The sequence below is a fragment of the Crossiella cryophila genome, from assembly GCF_014204915.1.
Classification (GTDB): Bacteria; Actinomycetota; Actinomycetes; order Mycobacteriales; family Pseudonocardiaceae; genus Crossiella; species Crossiella cryophila.
In genome coordinates this window covers 5,884,290-5,908,457 of sequence record NZ_JACHMH010000001.1, presented here as the reverse complement: position 1 = coordinate 5,908,457, position 24,168 = coordinate 5,884,290, and the positions used below count along the sequence as shown (strand labels likewise).

The 24,168-nt window shown below is 70.6% G+C and carries 18 protein-coding genes; 9 read left to right on the top strand and 9 right to left on the bottom strand.

Annotated elements, in window-relative coordinates; all coding sequences use genetic code 11:
* Positions 1-53 precede the first annotated feature (53 nt).
* Positions 54-2,978: a glycosyl hydrolase gene (locus HNR67_RS25850; RefSeq protein WP_221490054.1), complete on the bottom strand. Its 2,925-nt coding sequence runs from the start codon at positions 2,976-2,978 to the stop codon at positions 54-56.
* 120 nt (positions 2,979-3,098) lie between these two features.
* On the opposite strand from HNR67_RS25850, the gene HNR67_RS25845 reads away from it, so the two are divergent.
* Positions 3,099-4,091 carry a LacI family DNA-binding transcriptional regulator gene (locus tag HNR67_RS25845; protein ID WP_221490053.1) on the top strand — a complete coding sequence of 331 codons (993 nt, stop codon included), beginning with the start codon at positions 3,099-3,101 and terminating at the stop codon, positions 4,089-4,091.
* A gap of 9 nt (positions 4,092-4,100) precedes the next feature.
* Here the strand turns inward: HNR67_RS25845 and HNR67_RS25840 are convergent, their stop codons facing one another.
* Both HNR67_RS25840 and HNR67_RS25835 read right to left on the bottom strand, forming a co-directional pair.
* Positions 4,101-6,260: a heavy metal translocating P-type ATPase gene (locus HNR67_RS25840; RefSeq protein ID WP_407645184.1), complete on the bottom strand. Its 2,160-nt coding sequence runs from the start codon at positions 6,258-6,260 to the stop codon at positions 4,101-4,103.
* 220 nt (positions 6,261-6,480) lie between these two features.
* A complete protein-coding gene (locus HNR67_RS25835) occupies positions 6,481-7,110 on the bottom strand; it encodes a DUF4360 domain-containing protein (protein WP_185004809.1) in 630 nt (209 codons plus the stop codon).
* A gap of 222 nt (positions 7,111-7,332) precedes the next feature.
* Between HNR67_RS25835 and HNR67_RS25830 the strand changes: the two genes are divergently transcribed.
* The 7 genes from HNR67_RS25830 (at position 7,333) to HNR67_RS25800 (ending at position 12,940) form a co-directional block, all read left to right on the top strand.
* On the top strand, positions 7,333-7,761 hold the full coding sequence (locus HNR67_RS25830) for a MerR family transcriptional regulator (RefSeq protein WP_185004808.1): 429 nt from the start codon (positions 7,333-7,335) through the stop codon (positions 7,759-7,761).
* A gap of 17 nt (positions 7,762-7,778) precedes the next feature.
* A complete protein-coding gene (locus HNR67_RS25825; protein WP_185004807.1) occupies positions 7,779-9,146 on the top strand; it encodes an MFS transporter in 1,368 nt (455 codons plus the stop codon).
* Positions 9,147-9,291: 145 nt separating this feature from the next.
* On the top strand, positions 9,292-9,609 hold the full coding sequence (locus HNR67_RS25820) for a PadR family transcriptional regulator (protein WP_221490052.1): 318 nt from the start codon (positions 9,292-9,294) through the stop codon (positions 9,607-9,609).
* 1 nt (position 9,610) lies between these two features.
* Positions 9,611-9,979: a DUF1048 domain-containing protein gene (locus HNR67_RS25815; RefSeq protein WP_185004805.1), complete on the top strand. Its 369-nt coding sequence runs from the start codon at positions 9,611-9,613 to the stop codon at positions 9,977-9,979.
* A complete protein-coding gene (locus tag HNR67_RS25810) occupies positions 9,976-10,740 on the top strand; it encodes an ABC transporter ATP-binding protein (RefSeq protein ID WP_185004804.1) in 765 nt (254 codons plus the stop codon). The genes HNR67_RS25815 and HNR67_RS25810 overlap by 4 nt, the downstream gene beginning before the upstream one ends.
* Positions 10,737-11,498 carry an ABC transporter permease gene (locus HNR67_RS25805; RefSeq protein WP_185004803.1) on the top strand — a complete coding sequence of 254 codons (762 nt, stop codon included), beginning with the start codon at positions 10,737-10,739 and terminating at the stop codon, positions 11,496-11,498. The genes HNR67_RS25810 and HNR67_RS25805 overlap by 4 nt, the downstream gene beginning before the upstream one ends.
* A 104-nt stretch (positions 11,499-11,602) precedes the next feature.
* Positions 11,603-12,940, top strand: coding sequence for a serine hydrolase domain-containing protein (locus HNR67_RS25800; protein ID WP_185004802.1), 1,338 nt, complete (start codon positions 11,603-11,605; stop codon positions 12,938-12,940).
* A gap of 45 nt (positions 12,941-12,985) precedes the next feature.
* Here the strand turns inward: HNR67_RS25800 and HNR67_RS25795 are convergent, their stop codons facing one another.
* Genes HNR67_RS25795 through HNR67_RS25785 form a run of 3 tightly spaced genes read right to left on the bottom strand, consistent with a single transcriptional unit; the run spans position 12,986 to position 15,731 of the window.
* Positions 12,986-13,855 (bottom strand): LLM class flavin-dependent oxidoreductase, encoded by an 870-nt coding sequence (locus tag HNR67_RS25795; protein WP_185004801.1) that lies wholly within the window; start codon positions 13,853-13,855, stop codon positions 12,986-12,988.
* Positions 13,852-14,796, bottom strand: a complete 945-nt coding sequence (locus HNR67_RS25790; RefSeq protein ID WP_185004800.1) for a zinc-binding dehydrogenase — start codon at positions 14,794-14,796, stop codon at positions 13,852-13,854. The genes HNR67_RS25795 and HNR67_RS25790 overlap by 4 nt, the downstream gene beginning before the upstream one ends.
* Before the next feature lie 59 nt (positions 14,797-14,855).
* On the bottom strand, positions 14,856-15,731 hold the full coding sequence (locus HNR67_RS25785) for an NAD(P)-dependent oxidoreductase (protein ID WP_185004799.1): 876 nt from the start codon (positions 15,729-15,731) through the stop codon (positions 14,856-14,858).
* Positions 15,732-15,839: 108 nt separating this feature from the next.
* Between HNR67_RS25785 and HNR67_RS25780 the strand changes: the two genes are divergently transcribed.
* Positions 15,840-18,836, top strand: a complete 2,997-nt coding sequence (locus HNR67_RS25780) for a BTAD domain-containing putative transcriptional regulator (RefSeq protein ID WP_185004798.1) — start codon at positions 15,840-15,842, stop codon at positions 18,834-18,836.
* On the opposite strand, the gene surE is transcribed toward HNR67_RS25780, so the two are convergent.
* Genes surE through HNR67_RS25765 form a run of 3 tightly spaced genes read right to left on the bottom strand, consistent with a single transcriptional unit; the run spans position 18,816 to position 24,060 of the window.
* Complete coding sequence (surE, locus tag HNR67_RS25775; protein WP_185004797.1) at positions 18,816-19,577, bottom strand: 5'/3'-nucleotidase SurE; 762 nt, start codon at positions 19,575-19,577, stop codon at positions 18,816-18,818. The genes HNR67_RS25780 and surE overlap by 21 nt on opposite strands.
* Positions 19,574-21,730: an NACHT domain-containing protein gene (locus HNR67_RS25770; RefSeq protein WP_185004796.1), complete on the bottom strand. Its 2,157-nt coding sequence runs from the start codon at positions 21,728-21,730 to the stop codon at positions 19,574-19,576. The genes surE and HNR67_RS25770 overlap by 4 nt, the downstream gene beginning before the upstream one ends.
* A gap of 38 nt (positions 21,731-21,768) precedes the next feature.
* Positions 21,769-24,060 carry a M64 family metallopeptidase gene (locus HNR67_RS25765; RefSeq protein ID WP_185004795.1) on the bottom strand — a complete coding sequence of 764 codons (2,292 nt, stop codon included), beginning with the start codon at positions 24,058-24,060 and terminating at the stop codon, positions 21,769-21,771.
* Between the last annotated feature and the right edge of the window lie 108 nt (positions 24,061-24,168).

Genomic DNA, 24,168 nt, shown 5'->3' with positions numbered 1-24,168 from the left:
CAACCATGAATTTTCACGGTTGTGAACTAAGGCGATGTATTTACCGGATAGGCTTACTGGAATGGAATTGTCAACACCGACTGCTGACCCTGACCCGCGGTCGCGTTGACCCGCAGCGAGGTCGGGCCGGTGCCGATCGCACTCCACACCTCCAGCCGCACGCACCCGTTGCGCAACTCGCTGAAGCCGCCCGAACTGGAGTGCTGGGCGCCCGCGGCGTAGTTCTCCCAGCCGGCGACCGGGTCGGTGGCGAAGTAGCGGTAGGTCTCCACCCGGCCGTAGTTCCCGGAGCCGGTGAAGTCGTAGGAGACCCGCGCCTGCACCCCGTTGGCCACGCCCGTCCCGGAGTCGACGAACAGGTTGAACCCGGTCTGCTTGGCCGGGTCATGGGTCCCGGTCAGGCCGCAGGCGGTGTAGGTCTGGGCGTTGCGCGGGGTGCCGTCGTTGTTGCCGCCGCCCGCGCCGGCGATGGTGTCCACGCGGCCGCCGGTGGACTCGGTGAGGCTGAGCGCGCCCGGGTTGTTGACGAAGAACCGGTTGCCGCGCACCGGCGGCGGCCCGGTCGTGGTCGTCGTGGTGGTGGTCGTCGTCGTGGTCGTGGTGGAGCTGCTGCTGGAGGTGGGCTGGCCACCGGAGCCGTTGCCGCCGCTCCAGGTGATCGCACCGGTGGTGGCCGTCTTACCCGCGCCCACGGTGAGGGTGGTGCCGTTGGAGAAGGTCACCGTGATCGGCTGGTTGGAGATGTTGGTCGCCACATAGGTTTTCGCCCCGTTGCGGGTGAACACCGCGTGCAGCGGGTGGTTGGCGGTGACCGTGCGGTCCACCTGGCCCAGCGCGCTGAGGTTGCGCAGCCACTGGAAGGTGCGGGCCTTGGTCTCGCCCTCCTCCACCGTGTAGTTCCCGGCACGGAACTCCGCTAGCGCGGTGTCCGGTTTGGACAGTGCCTGGAAGGACCAGATGATGTCCCGCCACACCGTCGGTGGGCCGCCGTTGTTGGTGACCAGCTCGCGCAGGTTCCGGTCGATGTAGGCCGGATCATGGCCCAGGTACAGGGATCCGCCGTTGATGGGCAGCATGTTGATGCCCTGGATCATCTCCGGTTCGGCGCTGAACCAGGTCGAGTACGCGCCGCCGTCGCCCCACACCATGCCGACCGTGGAGTGCTGGAAGGCGCTGGGGAAGTTGACGTCCCGGTTGTCGAACCAGTACTCCTTGATCGCCTCGCCCTGGGTGGTGTACATGAACAATCCGGCGTCCCGGGCCGCGGTGTCGCCGGTGGCCAGGCCCCACTGGATCACCGCGTTGGCGAAGTTCATGCCCTCGGAGCTGGATTCCTGGTTGTTGCCGGCGAAGAACGCGCCGTGCCCGGCCGCCCAGTCGTGGCCGGCGAAGATGTCGAAGTCACGCAGGAACGGGAACATGGTGTCGTTGCGGTTGAACCCGTTGGCGTCCCGGATCAGCAGGTTCACCATGCCGCCGTACTGGCCTGCCGAGGCCCAGGCCGGGTCGTACTTGGCCAGGGTGGCCGCGGCGGAGATGTAGTAGCCGTAGTGGAAGTGGTGGTCGTTGAGGTCGGTGTCCGAGCCGTAGGAGGCCGGGAAACCGGTCAGCGAACCCCAGTTGCGGTCGTAGTAGAAGACCCGCTCGTTCTTGCCGTTGGGCGCGGTGAACCAGTCGGTGAGCCGGGTGCGGATGGCGCCGATCAGCTTGTCCCGCACCGCCAGGTTGCCCACCTGGTCGGCGATCTCGATCATCCGCGCGGCCCGGCCCAGCGCCTTGCCGGTCCAGTAGGTGTCGTTGTTGAACCCGGCGAAGGGGTCACCGGCGGATGCCTCGTTGAGGTAGTTGTTCAGCGTGGTCAGGTCGCCGCCGGTCATGCCGACCTGGGGTAGTTCGGGCAGCACACCGTGGTAGCGGATGGCGGTGGTGAACGCCGAGGCGCCGACCAGGGTTTTGAGCTGACCTCGTGGTGAGACATAGGTTTGCGGGATCGGGGTGGCGCCGCTGAGGTTCTGCCACTGGTGCGGGTACAGCGCGACCACGGTGCCGCTCTGGCCGCCCTCCATGGCCTGGGTGGTGTAGCGGTAGGTGGCGCGCACCGTGCTGGCCGCCTGGTCGTAGGCCCACTCGACCTTGGTGCCGGTGACGTGGGCGTGCGCGTGCCGCCCGTAGGAGGTCAGCAGCGCCTGCCGGTCCGCCGCACTGCTGGCCGGGGTGGTCGGCAGCACCGCCACCGAGAAGAAACCCTTGCCCGCCAAGGAGGAGGTGATGGCGTTGCCGCCGACGTTCCAGGTCGACCCGGACGGCGCGTAGGCCACGTAGTCGTGGCCCTCGGCGGTGAAACCGATGGTGGCCCCGGAGTTGGACCACACCGTCGGCGCGGCCGGGAAGCCCAGGCGCGCGTCGCCGCCGGTGACCCTGGCGTAGACGAAGGGCAGGCCGTGGCCGATGGTGGTGCGCAGGGTGCGCGCGCCATCGCTGAAGTAGGGGCTGACCGTCCAGTCGGTCCAGCCGTCCACCTTCACATCCGGCGAGTTCAGCCCGGTCACGCCCAGGGTGAAGTCGGTGGAGTACGGGTAGTGGTACTCCCCCACCCCGGTGGCCGTGCCGCTGATGGTGACGTTGGTGGCGTAGTCGACGCCGAGGCCGTTCGCGCTGGTGTTGAAGGAGAACGGGTGCGCCATCAGGTTGTCGGAGTACGCGCAGTTGTTGCGCTTGAAGATCAGCGAGGACCACCAGTCGTTGGTCGGCACCGCACCCGAGGGGGCGTTGCCGGTGACGTACTGGCGGGGGTTGCGCGGGATGTCCCCGCAGGCGGTGGGCAGCACCGCGCCCGCGGGCAGGGTGGTGGTGTAGCTGCCCGCGCCGATCGGCTCGGCCTGGGCCGATCCCGTGCCGACCGCGACGGCCAGCGGGACTAACACGCCTAACGTGAGGACCGCGGTGGCAGCGGCCAGCCCACGGCTGAGCAAACTCATGGTTCCTCCAAGCAGGGGGTGGTGAACCATTGGCTTGAAACCGGTTTCAAACGCGTTTCGGGAATGTAACATCCGTCACAGGGGCGGTCAACGCCCAGGTGAATGGGGAGGGTGGGGCTGGTGGCGGGCAGGAAGGCGACGATCACCGACATCGCGGCGCGGGCCGGGGTGTCCAAGGCGACGGTGTCCCGGGTGCTGACCGGCAACGCCGTGGTCACCCCGGAGAAACGGGACGCCGTGCTGACCGCGATGGCCGATCTGAGCTACCGCCCCAACCTGATGGCCAAGGGCCTGGCCTGGGGCCGCACCTTCACCGTCGGCGTGCTCACCCCCGACCTGGCCAGCCCGCTCTACGGCCTGATCATGGCCGGGGTGGAGGCCGAGCTGCACGGTCTGGGCTACCAGGCCCTCTTCGCCAGCGGGGCCTTCGAGACCGAGACCGAACGCCGCGCGATCGAACACCTGGTGGGGCGGCAGGCCGACGCGCTGATCGTGCTGGGCGGCCGGCTGCCCGGCCCGGATCTCGTTGCCGCGGCGGGAGATCTGCCCCTGGTCACGGTGCTGCGCGGGGCGCCGGGGCAGCCGGCGATCACCCTGGACAACCACCACGGCGCGCGGGTGGCCACCGAACACCTGATCACCCTTGGCCATCGGGACATCGTGCACATCTGCGGCGAGGCCGGGCAGCAGGACACCGAGGAGCGGCTGCGCGGCTACCGGGACGCGATGACCGCGGCCGGGCTGACCCCGGTCGCGGTGCCCGGCGGCTACCACGAGGACGACGGGCAGCGCGCGGTGCACCTGGTGGCGGGCAACGGGATCCGGTGCACGGCGGTGGTCGCGGCCAACGACCAGGTGGCGATGGGCGCGCGGCTGGCCCTGGCCGAGCACGGGTCGCGGGTGCCCGAGGACGTGTCCCTGGTGGGCTTCGACGACCTGCCCAGCGTGCGCTACGCGGTGCCGCCGCTGACCACGGTGCGCCAGCCCGCCCGCGAGATGGGGCAGGCGGCGGCCCGTGCCGTGCTGGGTCTCCTCGACGGCGCCGAACCGGACCTGCCCGCCTTCGCCGCCGAACTGGTGGTGCGTGGCTCCACCGCGCCGCCGCGGGCCTGACGACACGCCCTACTGGCCGCCGCCGAACTTGCGCAGCCGCATGCTGTTGGACACCACGAACGCCGAGGACAGCGCCATCGCGGCCCCGGCGATCAACGGGTTGAGCAGGCCAAGGGCGGCCACCGGCAGCGCGGCCACGTTGTAGCCGAAGGCCCACCACAGGTTGCCGCGGATGGTGTTCAGCGTGGCGCGGGCCAGCCGGATGGCGTCCGGGACGGCGATCAGGTTGTCCCGCACCAGGATCAGGTCGGCGGCGTGCAGCGCGACGTCCGCGCCGGTGCCCATGGCCATGGCCAGGTCGGCGGCGGCCAGCGCCGGGCCGTCGTTGACGCCGTCACCCACCATGGCCACCCTGCGCCCCTTGGCCTGCAGGGCGCGCACCACCTCGACCTTGCCCTGGGGCAGCACCCCGGCGTGCACCTCCTCGATGCCGACCGCCTCGGCGACCAGGCGGGCGGTGGCCTCGTTGTCACCGGTGAGCAGCACCGGGGTCAATCCGAGCGCGCGCAACGCCTTGATCGCACCGGGGGCGGATTCCTTGACCGTGTCCAGCACGGCGAGGAGGCCGCGGGCGGCGCCGTTCCAGCCCGCCACCACGACGGTCCGGCCCAGTTTCTCCCATTCCGCGCAGAGTTCCGCCAATTCGGAATCGACGGTCCAGCCGCGCTCGGCGAACAACAACAACCGGCCGATGAGGACTTCCGCGCCCTCCACCCGCCCACTCGCGCCCAGCCCCGGCAGCGCGGTGAACTCGGTGACCTCGGGCAGTTCCGGGAATCGCGCGCGGGCGGCGGTGGTGATCGCGGCGGCGATGGCGTGTTCGGAGGCGGACTCGACCGCGCCGGCGTGCCGCAGCAGCTCGTCCGGGTCGCCACTGGTGTGCATCTCGGTCAGGGACATCCGGCCGGTGGTGACCGTGCCGGTCTTGTCCAGCAGCACCGTGTCCACCGCGCGGGTGGACTCCAGGGCCTGGGCGCCGCGCAGCAGGATGCCCAGCTGCGCGCCGCGGCCGGTGGCCACCAGCAACGCGGTCGGCGTGGCCAGTCCGAGGGCGCACGGGCAGGCGATGATCAGCACCGCCAGGGCCGCGCCGAAGGCCGATTCGGTGGACCCGCCCGCGAGCAGCCAGGTCGCCAGGGTCAGCGCGGAGAGCACCAGGACCACCGGCACGAACACCCCGGCCACCCGGTCGGCCAGCCGTTGCGCGCCGGATTTGCCGGCCTGGGCCGCTTCGACCAGCGCGGTCATCCTGGCCAGCTGGGTGTCCGCGCCGACGCCGGTGGCGCGCACGATCAGCCTGCCGCTGTGCGAGAGGGTGCCGCCGATGACGGTCGCGCCCGCATCGGCCTCCACCGGCACCGACTCGCCGGTGACCATGCTCAGGTCGACCACGGACCGCCCGGACTCGACCACCCCGTCGGTGGCGATCTTCTCCCCCGGCGGCACCACGAACAGGTCCCCGACCACCAGCTGCCCGACCGGGACCCGCACCTCTTTGCCCTTGCGCAGCAACAGCACGTCCTTGGCCGCGAGCAGGGACAGCGAGCGCAGCGCGTCCCCGGCCATCCGCCGGGCGCGGGCCTCGAAGTAGCGGCCGGCCAGCAGGAAGGTGGTCACCCCTGCGGCGACCTCCAGGTAGATGCCGCCGGTGACGGTGGTGCTGAACATCGCGTAGGTGGACCAGCCGAACGCGCTGAGCACCCCCAGTGAGACCAGCGTGTCCATCGAGGCCGCGCCGTGCCGGGCGTTGCGCAGCGCGGCCCGGTGGAAGGGCAGCGCGGCCCACAGCACGACCGGCGCGGCCAGGCCCAGGCACACCCACTGCCAGCCGGGGAAGCGCAGCCAGGGCACCCAGGCCATGGCCAGCGCGAGGTCGGCGAGCGGGAAGGTGAGCAGCACCGACACGACCAGCCTGCGCCACAGCGCGCGTACCGGGTCCGGGGTGTCGGTTGCCGTCGTCTCCTGGACCTCTCGCGCGCTGTAACCAGCGGCAGTGACCGCCTCGACCAGGCGGGGGATGTCGACGGTGGGCGGGAAGGAGACCGCGGCACGCTCCGTGGCGTAGTTGACCACGGCGTGCACACCGTCGATCTTGTTGAGTTTGCGTTCGATCCGGGCCGCGCAGGCGGCGCAGGTCATGCCGCTCAGCGCCAGTTCGACCGTGCCCAGCCGGGTGCCGGACCCGTCGTCTTCGGCCGTGTTGCCCGCGGTCGCGCCGGTCGCGACACCTTGCTGCACTGCTCACTCCAGGGGACGCCGCGCTCTGCTGTGGACGGTGGCCGGCTCCGCGTGGCGGTGCGTGCACACCGCGCGGAGCCGACCACGCCAGTCAGGTCGGTCAGCTGGTCCACCTGGTTCCCCCCTGTGACCTGAGCCACCCGGCAATCCGCTAGTCGCACCGCTTCCAGGAGAAGTGGTAGGTGGTGCGAATGCTGCCATCCGTGGAGTCCATCGTCATAAAACTGGTCGTCGTCGATGGATTCGAGGACCCCGCCTGCACACGCAGCTCGGTGTTGACGTTGAGGTTCCTGGTCTCGCCACAGGGAGCGTAGATCAGGTTGGGACCTTCGGAGGTGTCGGTTGCCTGCCAGCTATCCGCCCACGGACCGTTGAACCAATGGCTCCGCGACTCGGTGGCCGACATTCCCTGGAAGTAGTAGTTCGCCCGCTGGAGTCCGCGCGCCCCTGGCTGGAGATTCGCGTAACCCCGGTAATCCGCTTTCTGGATCGCGTAGCTGAAGCCCTGCGGGTAGTGGATCCGCAGGGCGAGCTGGCAGTTCTTGCGAACGTCGGTCGGTTTCGCGCCCACGCCGACCTGGGCGAGATAGTCGCTGTAGGTCACGGTAAAGGCGGTCTTGTCGTGTGCGACGGCGACAGCGGACGTGCCGGGCGGGCAGCCGGATCCGTTCGCTGTGACCACCTCGACGGTCACCTTGTCCGGCGGCGCTGAATCGGCCGCCGGCACCGGAGAGGCAAGCAGGGAAAAAGCCATTCCAGCCGCGGCCAGCATGGTAATCATGGAATCCCTTCCCAATCGTCTCAATTTATCGACGACGGCGACCCACGATATCGTAAACGGGAGTATTCAACAGCGGCCGTATGGGGCAACTACGAAAGTAGTGCGACCGACTGAGATCACATTTGGGGATCCCATGTGCCCATGAACCCATGAGCGGTAAATGGTTTCTGGACTCATTGTATGCGACTGCATTCTCTGACGCCAGGGATTACGGTGGGCCGGGTGAGCGAGTTGCTGGGGATCGGCCAGGTGGCACGGCGTTTCGGACTGCGTGCCTCGGCGTTGCGCTACTACGACGAGATCGGACTGGTGCCGCCCGCCGGGCAGGAGCGCGGGAAACGCTGGTACGGCGCGGCCGAGTTGCGCCGGCTGACCCTGGTGCTGACCTTGCAGCGGACCGGCATGCTGAGCCTGGAGGACATCCGGCGACTCCTCGACTCGGGTCAGGGCGAGTCGGCGCGGACCGTGCTGGCCGGGCGGGCGGCCGAGCTGGCCGAGCGGGTGCGCGAGCTGCGGCAGGCCCAGGAGTACCTGGAGCACCTGCTGACCTGCCCGCGCGAGCACCCGGTGCGGGACTGCGCGCACCTGGCGGCGCGGCTGGACGGGCAGGTGCGGGAGCTGACCGCGGAGGTTGACTTCAAGTCGGCTTGAAGCTCCACGCTGCGGCGGTGATCGTCACCAGAACCTTCCTGACCGCGTTGTTCCTGTGCACCGCGCTGGCCCTGTTCGGCACCACCGTGATCGGCGTGGCGCTGCCCGCGATCCAGCGCGACCTCGGGGCCGGGGTGGACGGTCTGCAATGGATAGTCAACGCCTACACCGTGTGCCTGGCCGGGCTCACCCTCACCGGCGGCGCGCTGGGCGACCGGTACGGGCGGAAACGGTTGCTGCTGCTGGGAATCGCGGTGTTCCTACTGGGTTCACTGATCAGCGCGCTGGCCGACGGGGTCGGCCTGGTGATCGCGGGCCGGGTCGGGCAGGGCGTCGGGGCCGCGGTGCTGCTGCCGGGGTCACTGTCCATTCTGGCCAGGAGCACCCCGGATCCGGTGCGGCGGGCCGCCTTGATGGGCTGGTGGGGGTTGTTCGGCGGGCTGGCCGCGGCGCTGGGGCCGGTGCTCGGCGGGGTGCTGGTGGACGGGTTCGGCTGGTGGAGCGTGTTCCTGCTCAACCTGCTGCTCGGGCTGGCCGCGCTGGTCGCGGTGTGGGTGGCGGTGCCGGAATCGGCTGATCCGGCGCACACCTCCCTCGACCCGCTGGGCCAGTTGCTGGGCATCGCCTGGCCTGCCGCGCTGAGCCTGGGCCTGATCCGGGCGGGCCGCCACGGCCTCGGCTCGGGGGTGTGGATAACTGTCGGGCTCGCGGTGCTGGCGGCGGTATTGTTCGTGGTGGTGGAACTGCGGCAGCCGCGGCCGATGGTGCCGGTGCGGTTGTTCGCGGATCGGGCGTTCGCGGTGGCCAACTACGCCTCGTTCGCGCTGGGTTTCGGGCCCTACGCGGCGTTCGTGTTGCTGGCGCTGTACCTGCAGCAGGGGCGCGGGCTCGGCGCGGCGGAGTCGGCGCTGTGGTTGCTGCCGCTGTCGGTGGCCATGCTGGTGGCCTCCCCGATCGCAGGCCGGTTGACCGCGCGGCTGGGTGGCGGCGCGGCGATGGCACTCGGCTACGGCGTGGCGGCACTGGGCCTGGGTGGCTGCCTGCTGCTGGACGGCGGGACGCCGTTCACGTTGGCGGCACTGGTGTTCGGGTTGGTGGGCTTCGGCATGGGGCTGGCCATGACGCCGACCAACGTCACCGCCTTCGGCGCGGTGCCGATCGAACGCTCCGGGCTGGCCTCGGCGGTGGTGAACACGACCCGGCAGACCGGCACGGTGGTCGGAGTGGCGTTGCTGGGCGCGCTCTACGCGGCAGGCGCGGAGGGCGCGGACGTGCTGCCGGGACTGCGGCTGGCCATGGCCCTGGCCGCCGCGGTGACCCTGCTCGCCGCACTCGCCGCGGCACTGCTGGCCGTCCGCGGCAAGACCCTGGTCTCGGCTCGCTGACCGCGGTCGTTCAGGGTCCGCACCCGGCCTGATCCGGCATCCGCGCAGGTCAAGGGAGACTTGCGCCGTAGCTATTCAGCGATACTATGTACCGGTAGTCAGTGTCGCCAAGTAGTACGGGAGGGCCCGTTCCGTGGGTAAGCAGATGACGGAGATGCTCAAGGGCGTGCTGGAGGGCATCGTGCTGGCGATCCTGTCCGGCAGGCCCGCCTACGGCTACGAGATCACCGCGTGGCTGCGCGATCAGGGCTTCGCCGACATCGCCGAGGGCACTGTCTACGCGCTGCTGGTCCGGATCGAGCAACGTGGCCTCGTCGACGTGGAGAAGGTCCCGTCGGAGAAAGGCCCGCCGCGCAAGGTCTATTCGCTCAATGAGCAGGGACGGCAGCACCTCGACGAGTTCTGGAGGACCTGGAGCTTCCTCGCGGAACGACTCATCCAGCTCCGAGAAGGGGGTAACTGACATGTTCATCTCGAAGATCGTCGACACCGTGATCGGCGACAAGAAACGCTGGTGGCAGTACAAGGCCCGGGTCAAGAAACTGCCCGAGAACTATCGCCTGGCGGTCGAAGGCCTGGAGCGGTACCTGCTGCACTTCGGGACCACCGACGGCGACAGCCTGGCCACCATGTTCGAGGACCTGGCCGACCTGTTCGAGCAGGCCGCGGCCGACGGCAAGCGGGTCCGCGAGATCGTCGGCGAGGACCCGGTGGAGTTCGTCGAGGCATTCCTCGCCAACTACACCACGGGCGGCTGGATCAACCGGGAACGGGCCCGGCTGACCGAGGCGATCGACCGCGCCGAGCAAGCCGACGGGGGGCCGCGGCCATGACCGCCGGACCCGCGATCCAGGTGCGCGGCCTGGAGAAGTCCTACCCGAAGCTGCCGGTGCTGCGCGGGGTGGACTTCGAGGTCGCGCCGGGCCACATCTTCGCACTCCTCGGCTCCAACGGGGCGGGCAAGACCACGGTGGTCAAGATCCTGTCCACCCTGCTCAAGGCGGACGCCGGCACGGCGAGCGTGGCCGGTTTCGACGTGGCCGCGCACCCGGCGCGGGTACGTGAGTCCATCAGCCTGACCGGACAGTTCGCCGCCGTGGACGAGATCCTCAGCGGCCGGGAGAACCTGGTGCTCATCGCCCGGCTGCGGCACCAGAAGCAGCCCGGCCGGATCGCCGCCGACCTGCTGACCCGGTTCTCGCTGACCGAGGCCGCCGACCGGAAGGTCGCCACCTACTCCGGTGGCATGCGCCGCCGCCTGGACATCGCGATGAGCCTCATCGGCAATCCGCCGGTGATCTTCCTCGACGAGCCGACCACCGGACTCGACCCCGAGGCCCGCCTGGAGGTGTGGGACGCGGTGAAGAGCCTGGCCGCGCGCGGCACCACGGTGCTGCTGACCACCCAGTACCTGGAGGAGGCCGAACAGCTCGCCGACCGGATCGCGATCCTGCACCAGGGCCGGATCATCGTCAACGGCACCCTCACCGAACTCAAAGCACTGCTGCCACCGGCCGAGGTCGAATACGTCGAGAAGCAGCCGAGCCTGGAGGACGTCTTCTTCGCCATCGTCGGCGCCAGGGAATCACCATGACCACACACCTGATCAGCGATGTCACCGTCCTGTTCGGACGGTCCCTCAAACACGTCACCCGCAGCCTGGACACCATCATCACCACCGCGATCATGCCGGTGGCGATGATGCTGATGTTCGTCTACGTCTTCGGCGGCGCGATCAACACCGGCTCGGCCTCCTACATCGACTACATGCTGCCCGGCATCCTGCTCATCACCGTCGCCTCCGGCGTCGCCTACACCGCGTTCCGCCTGTTCAACGACTTGCGCAGTGGCATCTTCGAGCGTTTCCAGTCGCTGCCGATCGCCCGCTCCGGCGTGCTGTGGGCGCACGTGCTGACCTCGCTGATCGCCAACCTGCTCTCACTGGTGATCGTGGTGGGGGTGGCCCTGATCCTGGGCTTCCGCTCCGGCGCGGGCGTGCTCGCCTGGCTCGCGGTGGCCGGGATCCTGGTCCTGTTCACCCTGGCGCTGACCTGGCTCGCGGTGATCGCCGGGCTGTCCGCGAAATCGGTGGACGGCGCCAGCGCGTTCTCCTACCCGCTCATCTTCCTGCCGTTCCTCAGCTCCGCGTTCGTGCCCACCGGCACGATGCCCGGCCCGGTGCGCGCCTTCGCCGAACACCAGCCGGTGACCTCCATCGTCAACACCATCCGCGGCCTGTTCACCCAGCAGCCCGCCGGGAACGACATCTGGATCGCGCTGGCCTGGTGCGCGGGCATCCTGCTCGTCGCCTATCTCCTCGCCACGGCGACCTACCGGCGCAAGATCTCCTAGCGCCCGCGCTGTCTCAGCAAGAACCCTTTCCGCACAACATCTTCAGCCCTGATCCGGGCTTGTTCGCCATGCCCGGAAACAGGTCGACCAGAGAGGATTCCATCATGGAAGACACGACCAGCGGCACGCCCGGACCCGTCGGGCGACGGACCGTGCTGAAGGGCGCGCTGGCCGCCGGTGCGCTCACCGGTCTCGGCACCGCCACCGCGACCGCCGCCGAGAACGGTGACAGCGACTGCGTCGAGCGCGGCTGGGGCCGGGTCGCCGACGCCTTCCACGCGAACTTCAGCAACCCCGGCGAGGTCGGCGCGGCCTGCAGCGTCTACGTGGGTGGCCGCCCGGTGGTCAACCTGTGGCGCGGCCTGGCCGATCGCGAGGCGAACCGGCCGTGGCGCAAGGACACCGTCGTCCAGGTCGCCTCCACCACCAAGGGCGCCACCGCGATCTGCGCGCACATCCTGGTACAGCGCGGGTTACTGGACCTGGACGCCCCGGTGGTGCGGTACTGGCCGGAGTTCGGCGCCAACGGCAAGGAACACATCAAGGTGCGCTGGCTGCTCTCGCACCAGGCCGGGCTGCCGATCGTGGACGGACCGCTGACCTTCGCCCAGGCCTGCGCCTGGGACCCGGTGATCCGGGCCCTGGAGGCGCAGCGTCCACTGTGGACTCCGGGCACCGAGCACGTCTACCACGCCGTGACCTACGGGTTCCTGGTCGGTGAACTCGTGCGCCGGATCACCGGCAAGTCCCTTGGCACCTTCTTCGCCGAGGAGGTCGCCCGGCCGCTCGGGCTGAGCGCCTGGATCGGGCTGCCGGAGCGGCACGAGCCGCGGGTGTCCAAGCTGCACTACGCCGCCCCGTTCAGCGTGCCGGAGCTGATCGCCGGGATGGTCCGGCTGACCGGGCTCGACGAGGACACCGTCACCCGGTGGGTCAACGCCCTGTACAGCCCGGGTTCGGTCCAGATGAAGGCGGGCTCACTCGGCGGCGCCCTGGACAACACCAGCGACTACTTCACCACCAGGGCCTGGCGCGCGGCGGAGTTCCCGGCGGCGAACATGGTCGCGGACGCGCATTCGCTGGCCCGGATGTACGCCGCCACGGTCAGCCGGGTCGACGGGGTGCGGCTGCTGAACCCGGCCACCGTCAAGCGGATGTCGGTGGTGCAGACCGACCGGACGCCGATGCACGGGCTGCCGCCGGGGCTGGAAATCCCGGCCGACCGTTCCTTCTACATGTCGCTCGGGTTCATGCGCTCCGCCCGGATCATGCCGCTGACCGGGCCCGCCGCCTTCGGGCACCCGGGTTCGGGCGGTTCGATCGGTTTCGGCGACCCCGAGGCCGAGGTCGGCTTCGGCTATGTCACCAACCTGTGGAACTTCCGGCCGGACGACCCTCGGGTGGTCAACCTGGCCACGGCGGTCCGCGCCTGCCTGGACTGAGCAGGGCCGGGCGCGGGCGGGTGTGTTCGCCCGCGCCCGACAGGCTCAGCCGGTCAGCTTCCGCATGGCCTCGGCCAGCAACTCCCGCTGCTGGAAGCGGTCGGCCGGGAACGGCATCGCGACCACCCGTTCCGCGCCGGTCTCGGCGAAGGCCGCCAGCTGCTCGGCAGCCTGGGCCGGTGAGCCGACCACGATCGCCTGGCGCGCCTCGGCCTCGCCGACCCCGTAGTCCAGCAGCCCGCGCACCCGGTCGGCCACCACCGACGGCTCGACCGGGCCGAGACCGACGCTGACCCCGACCGTCACCGGGGCCTCGATCCCGAGGTCGCGGAGCCGCTGGATCCCGGCGGCCACCACCGAGGGCGGCACGAACGCCGGGTACCAGCCGGCGCCGAGCTGGGCGATGCGTCGCCAGGCCGCCGGGCCGCTGCCGCCGATCAGCAGCGGCGGCACGGTGGCGCCAGGGGACATCCGCACGGTCTCGCCGTCGATGGCCGCCTCCCGCCCGGCGATCAGGTCGGGCAGCACCGCCAGTACCGCGTCGGTGCGCTTGCCGCGCTCGGCGAAGGGCACGCCGACCGCGCGCCAGGCCGCGTCGCCGTGCGGTTCACCGCCGGTGCCGATGCCGACGATCAGCCGGTCGCCGGAGAGGTGTTGCAGGGTGGCGATCTGCTTGGCGGCCCAGGCCGCGCCACGCAGGGCCGGGATCAGCACACCGAAGCCGAGCTTGATCGTGCTGGTACTGGCCGCGACGGTGGCCTGGACCAGGGTGCTGTCCAGGTAGGGCAGGGCGGGGATGAGGTGGTCGCCGGTCCACACCGATTCCAGGCCGAGGCCCTCGGCGTGCCGGGCGTGCTCGGCCGCGGTGGCCGAGGGGTCCACGCCGAAGGAGGGCAGTTGCACGCCGATCTTCACTTGACCTCCAGCAGGGTCTTGCCGATGGTGCCCCGGGCGGCGATGGCGGTGTGCGCGGCGGCGGCCTCGGCGAGCGGGAACCGTTGGCCGATCACCGGGTGCAGGCGTCCGGCGGTGGCCTCGGCGAGCACCTGCTCGGTGCTGGCGCGCACCAGTTCCGGCGAGGGCCGCAGCGAGACCAGGGTGGCGCCGCGTCCGGCCGCGGTCTCCTCGGCGATGCCCGCCCATTCGCCGCTGGCCAGGCCGTAGCTGAGCATCCGGCCGCCCTGGCCGAGCAGGCCGAAGGCGGCCCGGCCGATCTCGCCGCCGACCCCGTCGAGGACCACGTCCACCGGCGCGATCCGCTGTGCCCAGCCGGGTTCGGTGTAGTCGGCCACCTCGGCCGCGCCCAGGGAGGCGGCCAGTTCGGTCTTGTGCGCCCCGCCCGCGGCCGCGATCACGGTGGCCCCGGCCGCGGCGGCCAGTTGCACCAGCAGCGAGCCGACCCCACCCGCGGCCGCCTCCACCAGGACCCGCTCCCCCGGCTTGACCTCGGTGGCCCGCAGCAGCATCGCCGCGGTCCGGCCGTCGGCCAGCAACGCGACCGCGAGGTCCATGGCCAGTTCCGCCGGGACCCGGTACAGGCCGGCGGCCGCGGCCACCGCGAGTTCGGCGTAACCGCCCGAGCCGGTCAGGCTGGTGATCACCCGCTCCCCCACCAGACCCGGGTCCACACCGGGACCGGTGGCCAGCACCGTGCCGCCGACCCCGTTGCCGGGGATGACCGGCAGCTCCACCCGGAACGGGCTGTCCCCGCCTGCCCGGAACTGGGTCTCCACGAAGGTGATGTTCGCGTAGGCCACCTCGATCAGCACCTGGCCCTGGCCGGGTTCCGGATCAGGGGCCTCACCGGGCTGGAGCACCTCGGGTCCGCCGAACTCGCGTAACCACACCGCACGCATCTGTGTTTCCCCTCAGTCGGTTTGCCGAGCCCAGCCAACAAGCTCGACATAACTGGAGGTCAACCCCTGGTGCGCATGACTTCGAACACACTGGAGGCGCTCTCGTCCCCGTTCCCGGCCGCGATCCGCTTGCGCACCGCGTCCACGGTGGGCAGGTGGAAGGCGGGGTCCACGCCCGCGGTGCGGCTGGCGGCGACGATGTTCTCCAGCGCGAACAGGTTGATGTCCAGGCTGGACTCGCCGGTGCTGTAGTCCCCGGTCTCGGTCTCCCTGGCGATCTCGCTGAGGAAGGCCACCATGCCGTTGAGCCACGGCACGGCCAGCGCGAGGAACTCGGTCGGGCGCACCCCGGCGGAGTCCAGCATCGCGGTGCCGTGCAGGAAGCCGAACAGGGTGCCGTACCCGGCGCTGAGCAGGGCGTAGCTGTACAGCTCGGCCACCCCGGGGTCCTCGCCGACGTACCGGGCCGCGCCGAGCACGCCGAGCTGCTCGCCGTAGCTGTCGAAGGCCGCCGTGGATCCGCTGTAGAGGACCTGGGCGTCGGCCGAGCCGATGGCCTGCGGGACCGCCATCACCGCGCCGTCCAGGTAGTCCGCGCCATGCCCCTGCGCCCAGGTGGCCAGCTTGCGGATGTCCTCTGGGGTGCTGGAGCTGATGTTGAGCAGGGTCCGGCCGCTGAGGCTGCCGACCACCGGGTCGAGCAGTTCGCGCACCGCGCCGTGGTGGGCGAGGACGGTGAGCACCAGCGGGCTGGCCTCGATGGCCTTGGTCAGCGAACCGGCCACGGTCGCGCCCTTGGCGGCCAGGTCCTCGGTCTTGCCCGGCGAGCGGTTCCACACCGTGGTCGGGTGCCCGTTGGCCAGGAACGCCTCGGCGAGCGCGGCGCCGAGGCGGCCGAGCCCGATGACGCTGACCGGGGTCTTGGTGCTGGTCACGATGATCACTCCTTGATCGCTGCTGCGTGTGCCACCACCGTCTCTGCCTGCGCTTTCGATTCGCTGGCGGTGCGCTGGCGACGCACCGACAGCGGGTACGGTTGCCGGGTGCGATTCGGGGTGCTCGGTCCGCTGACCGCCTGGACGGCGGACGGGACACCGGCGCCGGTCCAGGAGGCGAAGGTGCGCGCGCTGCTGGCCGCGCTGCTCACCCAGGGCGGCCGCCCAGTCTCGGCGGACCGCCTGGTCCTGGACCTGTGGGGCGATGAGATCCCGGCGAATCCCCTAGGAGCGTTGCAGACCAAGGTGTCCCGGCTGCGGCGGGCGATCGGCCGCGACCTGGTCGAGTCCGGACCGGCCGGGTACCGGCTGCGGGCCGAGGTGGACGCGGCGGAGTTCGCCGACCTGCTCGCCGCCGCCCAGGACGCCCCGCCGCGGGAACGGGCCGGACTGCTGGTGCGGGCCCTGGAGCTGTGGCGGGGACCGGCGTACGCGGAGTTCGCCGACGAGGACTTCGCCCGCCCGGTCGCCCAGCACCTGGAGGAACAGCGCCTGGTCGCCGTGGAACTGCTCGGCGCGGCGCGGCTGGAACTGGGCGAGGTGGCCGAGGCACTGGCCGGGATCGACGAGCCCGCACGACGGCATCCGCTGCGGGAACGACTGCACGCGGTGCGGTTGCGCGCGCTCTACCTGGCCGGACGGCAGGCCGAGGCGCTCACCGAGTACGCCGGACTGCGCACTCGGCTGGCCACCGAACTCGGCGCCGACCCCGGCCCGGAACTGGCCGGGTTGCACGAGTCGATGCTGCGGCAGGATCCAGGGCTGCGGGTCGCGGTCCGCTCACGCACGAACCTGCCGGCCGCGCTCACCGAACTCATCGGCCGCGAACACACCGTGCGCGCGGTCCGCGCCCTGCTCACCCGGCACCGCCTGGTCACCCTGACCGGGCCGGGCGGGGTCGGCAAGACCAGCCTCGCACTGGCCGCCGCCGAACCCGGACCGGAGTACCCCGACGGGGTGTGGCTGATCGAACTCGCCGGTCATCCCGGCGCGACCGCCTGCACCGCCGCCGAGATCGCCGAGTCGGTGGCCGGGGTGCTGCACGTGCGCGACGACTCCGGCGCCGGACTGGCCGCGCACCTGGCCGAGGCACTCCGGGACCAGCGGTTGCTGCTGGTGCTGGACAACTGCGAACACGCCCTCGCCCCGGCCGCCGACCTCATCGCGCACCTGCTGCGGGCCGCACCGGGCCTGCGGGTGCTGGCCACCAGCCGCGAACCACTCGGCGTGCCCGGCGAACGCCTGGAAGCCGTGCCGCCGCTGGCCCCGGCCGACGCGGTCCGCCTGCTCACCCAGCGCGCCGAGGCCGCCGGGGCCGACCTCAGCGCCGTCACCCCGGAACAACTGTCCGCGCTGTGCCTGCGCCTGGACAGCCTGCCCCTGGCCCTGGAACTGGCCGCGCCGCGGCTGCGGGTGCTCGGGCTGACCGAGCTGCTGTCCAGAGTGGACGATCGTTTCCGGCTGCTCACCACCGGCGGCCGACTGGTCCCGCCCCGCCAGCGCACACTGCGCGCGGTGATCGACTGGAGCTGGGACCTGCTCACCGAACCCGAGCGGATCGTGTTGCGCCGCTTGGCCGTGCACGCCGAGGGCGCCACCCTGGCCGCCGCCGAAGCGGTCAGCGCCGCCCCGCCGATCCCGGCCGAGGACGTCCTGGACCTGGTGGCCCGCCTGGTCGACCGCTCCCTGGTGGTGGTCGCCGACGGGCCGCGCTACCGGCTCCTGGAATCCATCGGCGACTACGCGCGCACCCGGCTGGGCGAGGCCGGTGAACTCGCCGAGGTCCGCGACCGCCACCTGGCCTGCTACCTCGAACTCGCCGAGAACGCCCGCCTGCGCGATGCCGGACAACGCGAGTGGCTGCCCCGGCTGGACCGCGAATCGGCCAACCTGCGCCGGGCCCTGGACACCGCGGTGGAGACCGCCGACGCCGACCGGGCACTGCGGCTGGTCCGCGCGCAGACCTGGTACTGGTTCCTGCGCGGCCGGTTGAGCGAGGCCGAACGTCAGCTCCGCCTTGCCCTGTCGGTGCCCGGCGCGCATCCGTTGCGGGACACCGTCACCGCCCTGCTCACCGGGATCACCCTGCTCCGCCGCGGCGCCGCCGACCCGGACATCCGCGGCCAGGCCCTCGAAGAGTCCACAATGGACGCCGACACCACCTGGTTCCTGAGCTTCTGCCTCGGCTACACCGGCGCCGACCTGACCGCCAGCGCCAGCCGGCTCGCCGAAGTGTCCACAGTGGACCCCTGGCTGCGCGCGATCACCCTGGCCACCACCTCCTACCTGACCATCATGCGCGGCGACCTGCGCACCGCCGCCGAGCAGGCCGCCGAATCACTGGCGGTCTTCGTCGACCTGGGCGAGGTCTGGGGCCGCTCCCAGGCCACCTTCGCGCTGTCCACCGTCGCCGAGATCACCGGCGACTACCCCCGCTCGGCCGACCTGCGCGGCACCGCACTGGAACTGGCCCAGGAACACGGCCTGTGGCCCGATGTGGCCGATCAGCTCACCGGCCTGGCCCGGCTGGACCTGTTGACCGGCAACCATTCCCGCGCCCAGGCCCGGCACGAGCAGGCCCGCCGCCTCTCCGTCGAACACGGCTACCACACCGGCGTCATCCACGCCGAACTCGGCCTGGCCATGGGCACCCGCCGCACCGGCGACCTGGACACCGCCGCCGAGCTGTTCCACCGCGTGCTGTCCTGGCACCAGGACGTCAGCTACGCCCCCGGCATCGCCCTGGCGCACGCCGAACTGGGCTTCATCGCCGAACTCCGCGGCCACCCCGAGGAAGCCCTGGCCGCGCACACCACCTCCCTCACCGCCGCTGAGATCAGCGGCGACCCCCGCGCGGTCGCCCTGGCCAAGGAAGGCCTGGCCGGCGCCCATTCCCTGGCAGGCGACTACAACCAGGCCAGCACCCTGCTCGCCGAGGCCGCCGCGCACCGAGCCGCCACCGGCGCTCCCCTGCCACCGGCCGAACGCGGCGACGTCGACCGCATCGAAGCCCGCATCGCCGCCTCAGTCCAACGGCAGCGCTGACCCCAGGTCCTCGGCCACCGAGCACAACGGCGTCACGGTAGGACACCCCTGCGCCAGCAACGCCACGTCACTGCCGTCCTCCACCACGCCCTCGGACTCCACCGTCACCAGTTCCAGCCCGCCACCGTCCAGGTGCCGCACCCGCGACTGCACGGTCCCGTGCGCGGCCAGCGAGGCCCGCCGCAACGGCCCCAGCTTGCCGATGGGGACATTGGGCACGTTCAGGTTCAGCACACTCCCCGGCGGCAGTTCCCACAACAACTTCAGCACCGTCCCCGCCACCTCCACCGCGGTCTCCCAGTGCTGCTCAGCCACCCCGCGCCCGACGTCCAGGGACACAGCCAGGGCCCGGATCCCGTTGATCCCGGCGGTCAACGCCGCCCCCACGGTCCCCGAATGCAGTACCGCCCGCCCCACATTGGCCCCGCGATTGACCCCGGACAGCAGCACATCCGGCCGCCCCCCGAACGCCCCCTGGGCGGCCAGCAACGCGATCAGTCCCGGATGCCCGGCCACCGCGTACCCGGGCACCTCCGGCAGTCCTTCCAGGCTGCGCCGCCGGACCGCCACCCGCCGCTTGTCCTCGGCCGCGGTCAGTCCGGCGCTGGTGCCGCTGGCCTCGGTGGCTGGGGCGGCGACCACGGTGGTGAGACCGGCGCGGTCGGCCAGGCCGGCCAGGGCGGCGAGTCCGGGGGCGAGGATGCCGTCATCGTTGGTGATCAGTGCGAGCTGGGTGGTCATGAGCTGCCCTTCATCGCCGGAGATGCTCCTCGCACCTCACCTTGGCGAAGGGTGGGCTGGGTGGCAATGGGGGTGTACTCGGCGGAGCGGCGTTGGAGTTCGCGGTGGCGGAACTGGACGGCGATGCCGGAGAGGCGGACCAGGCCCGCGGTGTAGGCCCAGTCGAGGAACTGGGCTGGGCGGGTGGGGAGGTCGTTGGTGCGGGACAGGCGCCATACGGCGAGGACGTATCTCGGCCAGGGAGAGAACGATGCCGCTGCGGCCGCGCCAACTACGGTTCCGAAGAGCAGACCCCACGCAATCATGGATGGCAGGCCCCTCACGAAGACTTCCCAACGGCCATGGAAAATGCCGACGATCATACCCACTGTAGACACCAACATCACAACCAATACCAACCCGAACGCGCCAACCACGACAAGATCCCTGATGATTGCCTGCCGCATCGGCTCACTGGGACACACCGCCTCCTGCTGCCTAACCACCAGCCCGAGGGCGACAACAAACACGAACGCCATTCCCAGGCCGAATACTGCACCAGCCAGTATGCCACGAATGGCATTGGTGGCAATCCCGATCTCTAATCCACCAAAGGTGCCGGTCAACAGTCCCGGCAAGGCTACATACAGGGCGAACCTACGCCCGGCCGCTGTACGGACAGCACGCAAATCAATTCTTCGCGGCACTCCTGGAGAAAGAGCATTGAACACTAAGGTAATCAGCGCCAGCCCGGCCAGCACGAACCAGTTGCTGTCGCCCGACGACATCAGCAGTTCATACACCAGTATCAGATGAAGAACCACACCAGCACACAGGACGGCAGACCCAAGGCGGATGCCCCAGCCAGTCGAGCCAGGTCGACCGGTGGTTCTCCAGAGTTCATGCAGTTTGAGGTCCACTGTGGATTTGTTGAGCTTTCCCATCCGGCCCAGGTGCGCGGCGAAGGTGTGCAGCCAGCGCTGGACATCCTCCGCGCCGTAGTGGCTGCCATCAGCGCGCGCGTGGTGTGCCGTCACTGCGGCCACCAGGTTGCCGAACAGGTGCTGTTCCAGGGCATCCGCGTCCAACGCACGCAGGTTCTTCGGGCTGGTGTCCCTGCCCTGATAAACCGTGACCGCCAGGTAGAGCCGCAGCGGGTTGGTCAGGCATTGCGCCAGGCGACCATTGGGATGTCGGCGCAATTGCTGCACAACTGGTCGCCAGCGCGCTTGAATCCCGTCCGGTTGGCTTGGGTCCGGAAACCGGTGTGCCAGCCAGGCAATGACCTGCTCAACCTTCAGGTTCCGCATCGTGACAGCCGTGGCGTCCTGAAGTGGGTGTTCGAGAGCCTGATAGCGCGTCGAGCGGCATGTCACGATCACCGGCCAGCGGCGGGTACCGGCGGGCAGATTGAGGGCTGCCAGCACGGATCGCGCGCGGTGCGGCTCCGTGTGGTCGGGGTCCATCTCGTCGAGGCCGTCCAACACCGGGAGGATCCGGCCGTCGGCGATCAACACCTGGGCCACCGCAGGCTCAATGCCGCGCACGGTGATCAGGTGTTCGGCGATCCACCGATCGAGCCGATCGCGGGTTTCGGCCGGGGTTCCAGCGAGGTGGCGGAAGGCGGGCAGGCTGAGGCGGACCGGGACCACTTCCGCCTTGGCCGCCAGGTCCAGCAGAAGCCTGATGGCCAGGACTGTCTTGCCCGCGCCGGGTTCGCCGAGGATCACCAGACGACCCCGGGTCAGGCTGCGGTAGAAGGCGGCGATGGTGTTCAGGGTGCCTTCGCTGGCTCCGCCGTCGGTTCGCCAGCTCAGCAGCGCCGCCTCGGGCTGAGCGAAGGCGACGTTGGCGGGCTGAGGCTCGCCGGTGTCGCCCAACAGCCGTTGCAGCGTGCGGGCTTCGGCGGTGTGGACCTGGTCAAGCAGGGTGCGAGTACGGGCGGCTAACAGGGTCGGGTCATCCGCACGGGGTCGGGTGCGCAGGGCGAGCAGGGCAGCGAGGGTGCCGAGCGCGGTGGCGGGCAGGGCAAGAACGTTCGCGATACCCGCGCCGTCCTCAGCGCCGGTCTTGCCAAGCAGCCACAGGGTCAGCCAGGCCAGGCCGGTCACCAGGAGCACGGCACCGCAAGCGAGCAGCGCGCGTGTTCCTGGTGACCAGATCCGGGGAGCCATCCACGAAGGGTAGCTACTCGGCTACCCTCCGGCGTTGATTACCGCAGCACCGCGCACTGACCGGTCGCCGGACCGAACCCGGTGATCGGCGCACCCAGGTTGTCCGGCGCCGTCGCGTTGCCACGGCACTGGACCGGCCCGGTGACCTCCACACCCGCGAGCACCGGCCCACGATCGGTCGCCGTGGAGTCCGATACCCGCAGCGCCCCCACGATCCGGCCGCCGACCACGGTCACGTCCCCGGTGGTGCCGGTCAGCGCCGTCGGACCGATGATGGTCGAGTTCAGCAGGTGCACGCCTACCGCTCGGTCGGTACGGACGGGGCCGGTGATGGTCGACTCGGTGGCGACCAGCGTGGCACCAGGGTTGACCGTGAGCGGGCCGGTGACGGTGGCCGCGTTCAGGCAGGTCACGCCGGTGCTGACGACCAGTGGGCCGGTGTGCGGGCCGGTGATCGTGGTCGTGCAGGCCGGGGGTTCGCGGAGCAGGGTTACGGCGAAGCGGCCCGGAGTGGCGGTGTTGCCCGCGGGGTCGATGGCTCGGTAGTCGATGGTGTGGCGGCCGTAGCCGGGGGGCACGTTGTCCCAGGGAGACAGTCTGGGGGTGCCGAGTTTGCCGTAGATCAGGTCGTCGATGTTGGTGCCGTTGGGGGTGAAGCGGAACGGGGCGTTGGCGTCGGTGGGCCAGCCGAAGTAGTTGAACCAGCCGTCGCCGTTGGTGCGGAACTCCGGGACCACGAAGCCCTGGGTGTCGTCGGTGGCCTTGAGGCGCATGGTGAACGGCGCGTTGAACACGTACTCCGGATCGCCCGTCGGGGAGGTCCTGGTCAGCAGCGGTTTGGACAGCTCGAAGCTGGTGGCGGGCGGTTGGGCGTCGACCGACCAGGTGCGGGTGGCGGTGCCGGTGGTGGCGGTGAGGGTGTGGCGGCCAGGGGTGAGTTTGAGGGACTTCAGGTTGAGGTCGCGGTTGTCGGCCGCGGTGCTGACCTGGCGGCCGTCCAGGGTCCAGGTGACCGGGGGTTCCTGGGCGGCGGGGCGGGTGGTTTGCACGTAGACCACGTCACCGCCGCCTACCGGACGGTTGGTCGGGGTGTGCGCGAGGAAGTCGGCTGGGACGTTCGGGCGCGGGGTGGTGAGGCTGGTGTCGATCGTCCAGGTGCGGGTGCGGGTCAGCGCGGTGGAGGCGCGGATGGCCGGGTCGCGGACGAAGTCGGTGGGGTCGGTGACCGTGGCGATCAGGGTGTGGCGACCGGGGGTCAGGTTCTGCCTGGTCAGGTCGACCGAACGGGAGCCGTTGGTGGACAACGGTTTGCCGTCCAGGGTCCAGCTGACCGTCAGGCTGTGGCTGACCGGGTGCAGGGGCTCGGCCCACACCACGCGGTCCGCGCCGATGGGTGCGGTGTTCGGGGTGCCGTCCTGCAGGATGCTGGTCTTGCCGGAGAGGCGTTCGACCATGCGTTCCCTGGTGGGCTGGTCGAAGTAGTAGCCCAGGGTCTTCATCATCGAATGCTTGCTGGGCCGCCACACGCCGGTGCTGGAGTACATCCCGGCCTCGTGCCGCCCGATCACACCACCGGAGTCGCTGGGCTCGCCGAGCCAGCGCCACCACTTCTTCTTCTGCTCGCGCATCTGCGCTTCGGTGAGCAGGGAGTGGTGCACGGAGTCGGGTTCGCCGCCGGTGTAGGCGCCGCCGCGGACTCCGCGGTTGAGGTAGTCGTACTCGTCCTGCAGCCCGCCCAGGGAGTGGCCCAGTTCGTGCGGGGTGATCAGCGCGGACAGCGCGTTGCCGCCGGAGGCGGTGGCGTAGGTGCCGCCCGCGCCGCCGTAGGTGTCGCTGTTGGCGATGGCCAGGATCTGCCGGTTGGCGGCGGTGGTGCCGGGCACCAGGTTGGCGTAGTTGACCACCGCGGTGCTGTCCACGGTGAGCAGGCGGCGCACGCCGCTGGGGTTGCAGCCACCCCAGAAGCCCATCCGCAGCGGGGTGTTGCGGCGCGGCGAGCTGATGTCCGGGTCGCAGCTCACGCCGGACTCCGGGGAGGCGATCTCCACCGTGTAGACGTTGAGGTAGCTGCGGTAGGACTTGAACGGCTCGATCGTCCACAGCACGTTGAGGTGCTTGTCCACGTGCTCGCGGAACTTGGGCAGGTCGGCGCTGGTGTAGCCGTCCGGCACGATCACCAGGTTGAACCGCTTGGCCGGGTCGCCGGTGACCTGCACTGGCACCACGGTGCCGGGCGGCGCTGCCGGATCGGCCTGGGCCGGACCGGCGGCCAGCAACACACTCGCGGCCAGGGCCAGCGCGCCCAGCAGCGCGGCGGTTCGTCTCACCATGGTCGGCAGCCTAGATCGCCACCCCGGCGGGCACGCAGTGCCGACCGTCGACAGTGTTGAACTGTTTTTGGCCAAGTAGGCCACCTGGACCAGCGCGCGTCAGCCAGG

What these genes read in the sequence shown, in the direction of transcription:
- HNR67_RS25850 (WP_221490054.1), bottom strand. Translation starts at nt 2,978, where the DNA reads ATGAGTTTGCTCAGCCGTGGGCTGGCCGCTGCCACCGCGGTCCTCACG.
- HNR67_RS25835 (WP_185004809.1), bottom strand. Translation starts at nt 7,110, where the DNA reads ATGATTACCATGCTGGCCGCGGCTGGAATGGCTTTTTCCCTGCTTGCC.
- HNR67_RS25820 (WP_221490052.1), top strand. Translation starts at nt 9,292, where the DNA reads ATGACGGAGATGCTCAAGGGCGTGCTGGAGGGCATCGTGCTGGCGATC.
- HNR67_RS25815 (WP_185004805.1), top strand. Translation starts at nt 9,611, where the DNA reads ATGTTCATCTCGAAGATCGTCGACACCGTGATCGGCGACAAGAAACGC.
- HNR67_RS25810 (WP_185004804.1), top strand. Translation starts at nt 9,976, where the DNA reads ATGACCGCCGGACCCGCGATCCAGGTGCGCGGCCTGGAGAAGTCCTAC.
- HNR67_RS25805 (WP_185004803.1), top strand. Translation starts at nt 10,737, where the DNA reads ATGACCACACACCTGATCAGCGATGTCACCGTCCTGTTCGGACGGTCC.
- HNR67_RS25800 (WP_185004802.1), top strand. Translation starts at nt 11,603, where the DNA reads ATGGAAGACACGACCAGCGGCACGCCCGGACCCGTCGGGCGACGGACC.
- HNR67_RS25790 (WP_185004800.1), bottom strand. Translation starts at nt 14,796, where the DNA reads ATGCGTGCGGTGTGGTTACGCGAGTTCGGCGGACCCGAGGTGCTCCAG.
- surE (WP_185004797.1), bottom strand. Translation starts at nt 19,577, where the DNA reads ATGACCACCCAGCTCGCACTGATCACCAACGATGACGGCATCCTCGCC.
- HNR67_RS25770 (WP_185004796.1), bottom strand. Translation starts at nt 21,730, where the DNA reads ATGGCTCCCCGGATCTGGTCACCAGGAACACGCGCGCTGCTCGCTTGC.
- HNR67_RS25765 (WP_185004795.1), bottom strand. Translation starts at nt 24,060, where the DNA reads ATGGTGAGACGAACCGCCGCGCTGCTGGGCGCGCTGGCCCTGGCCGCG.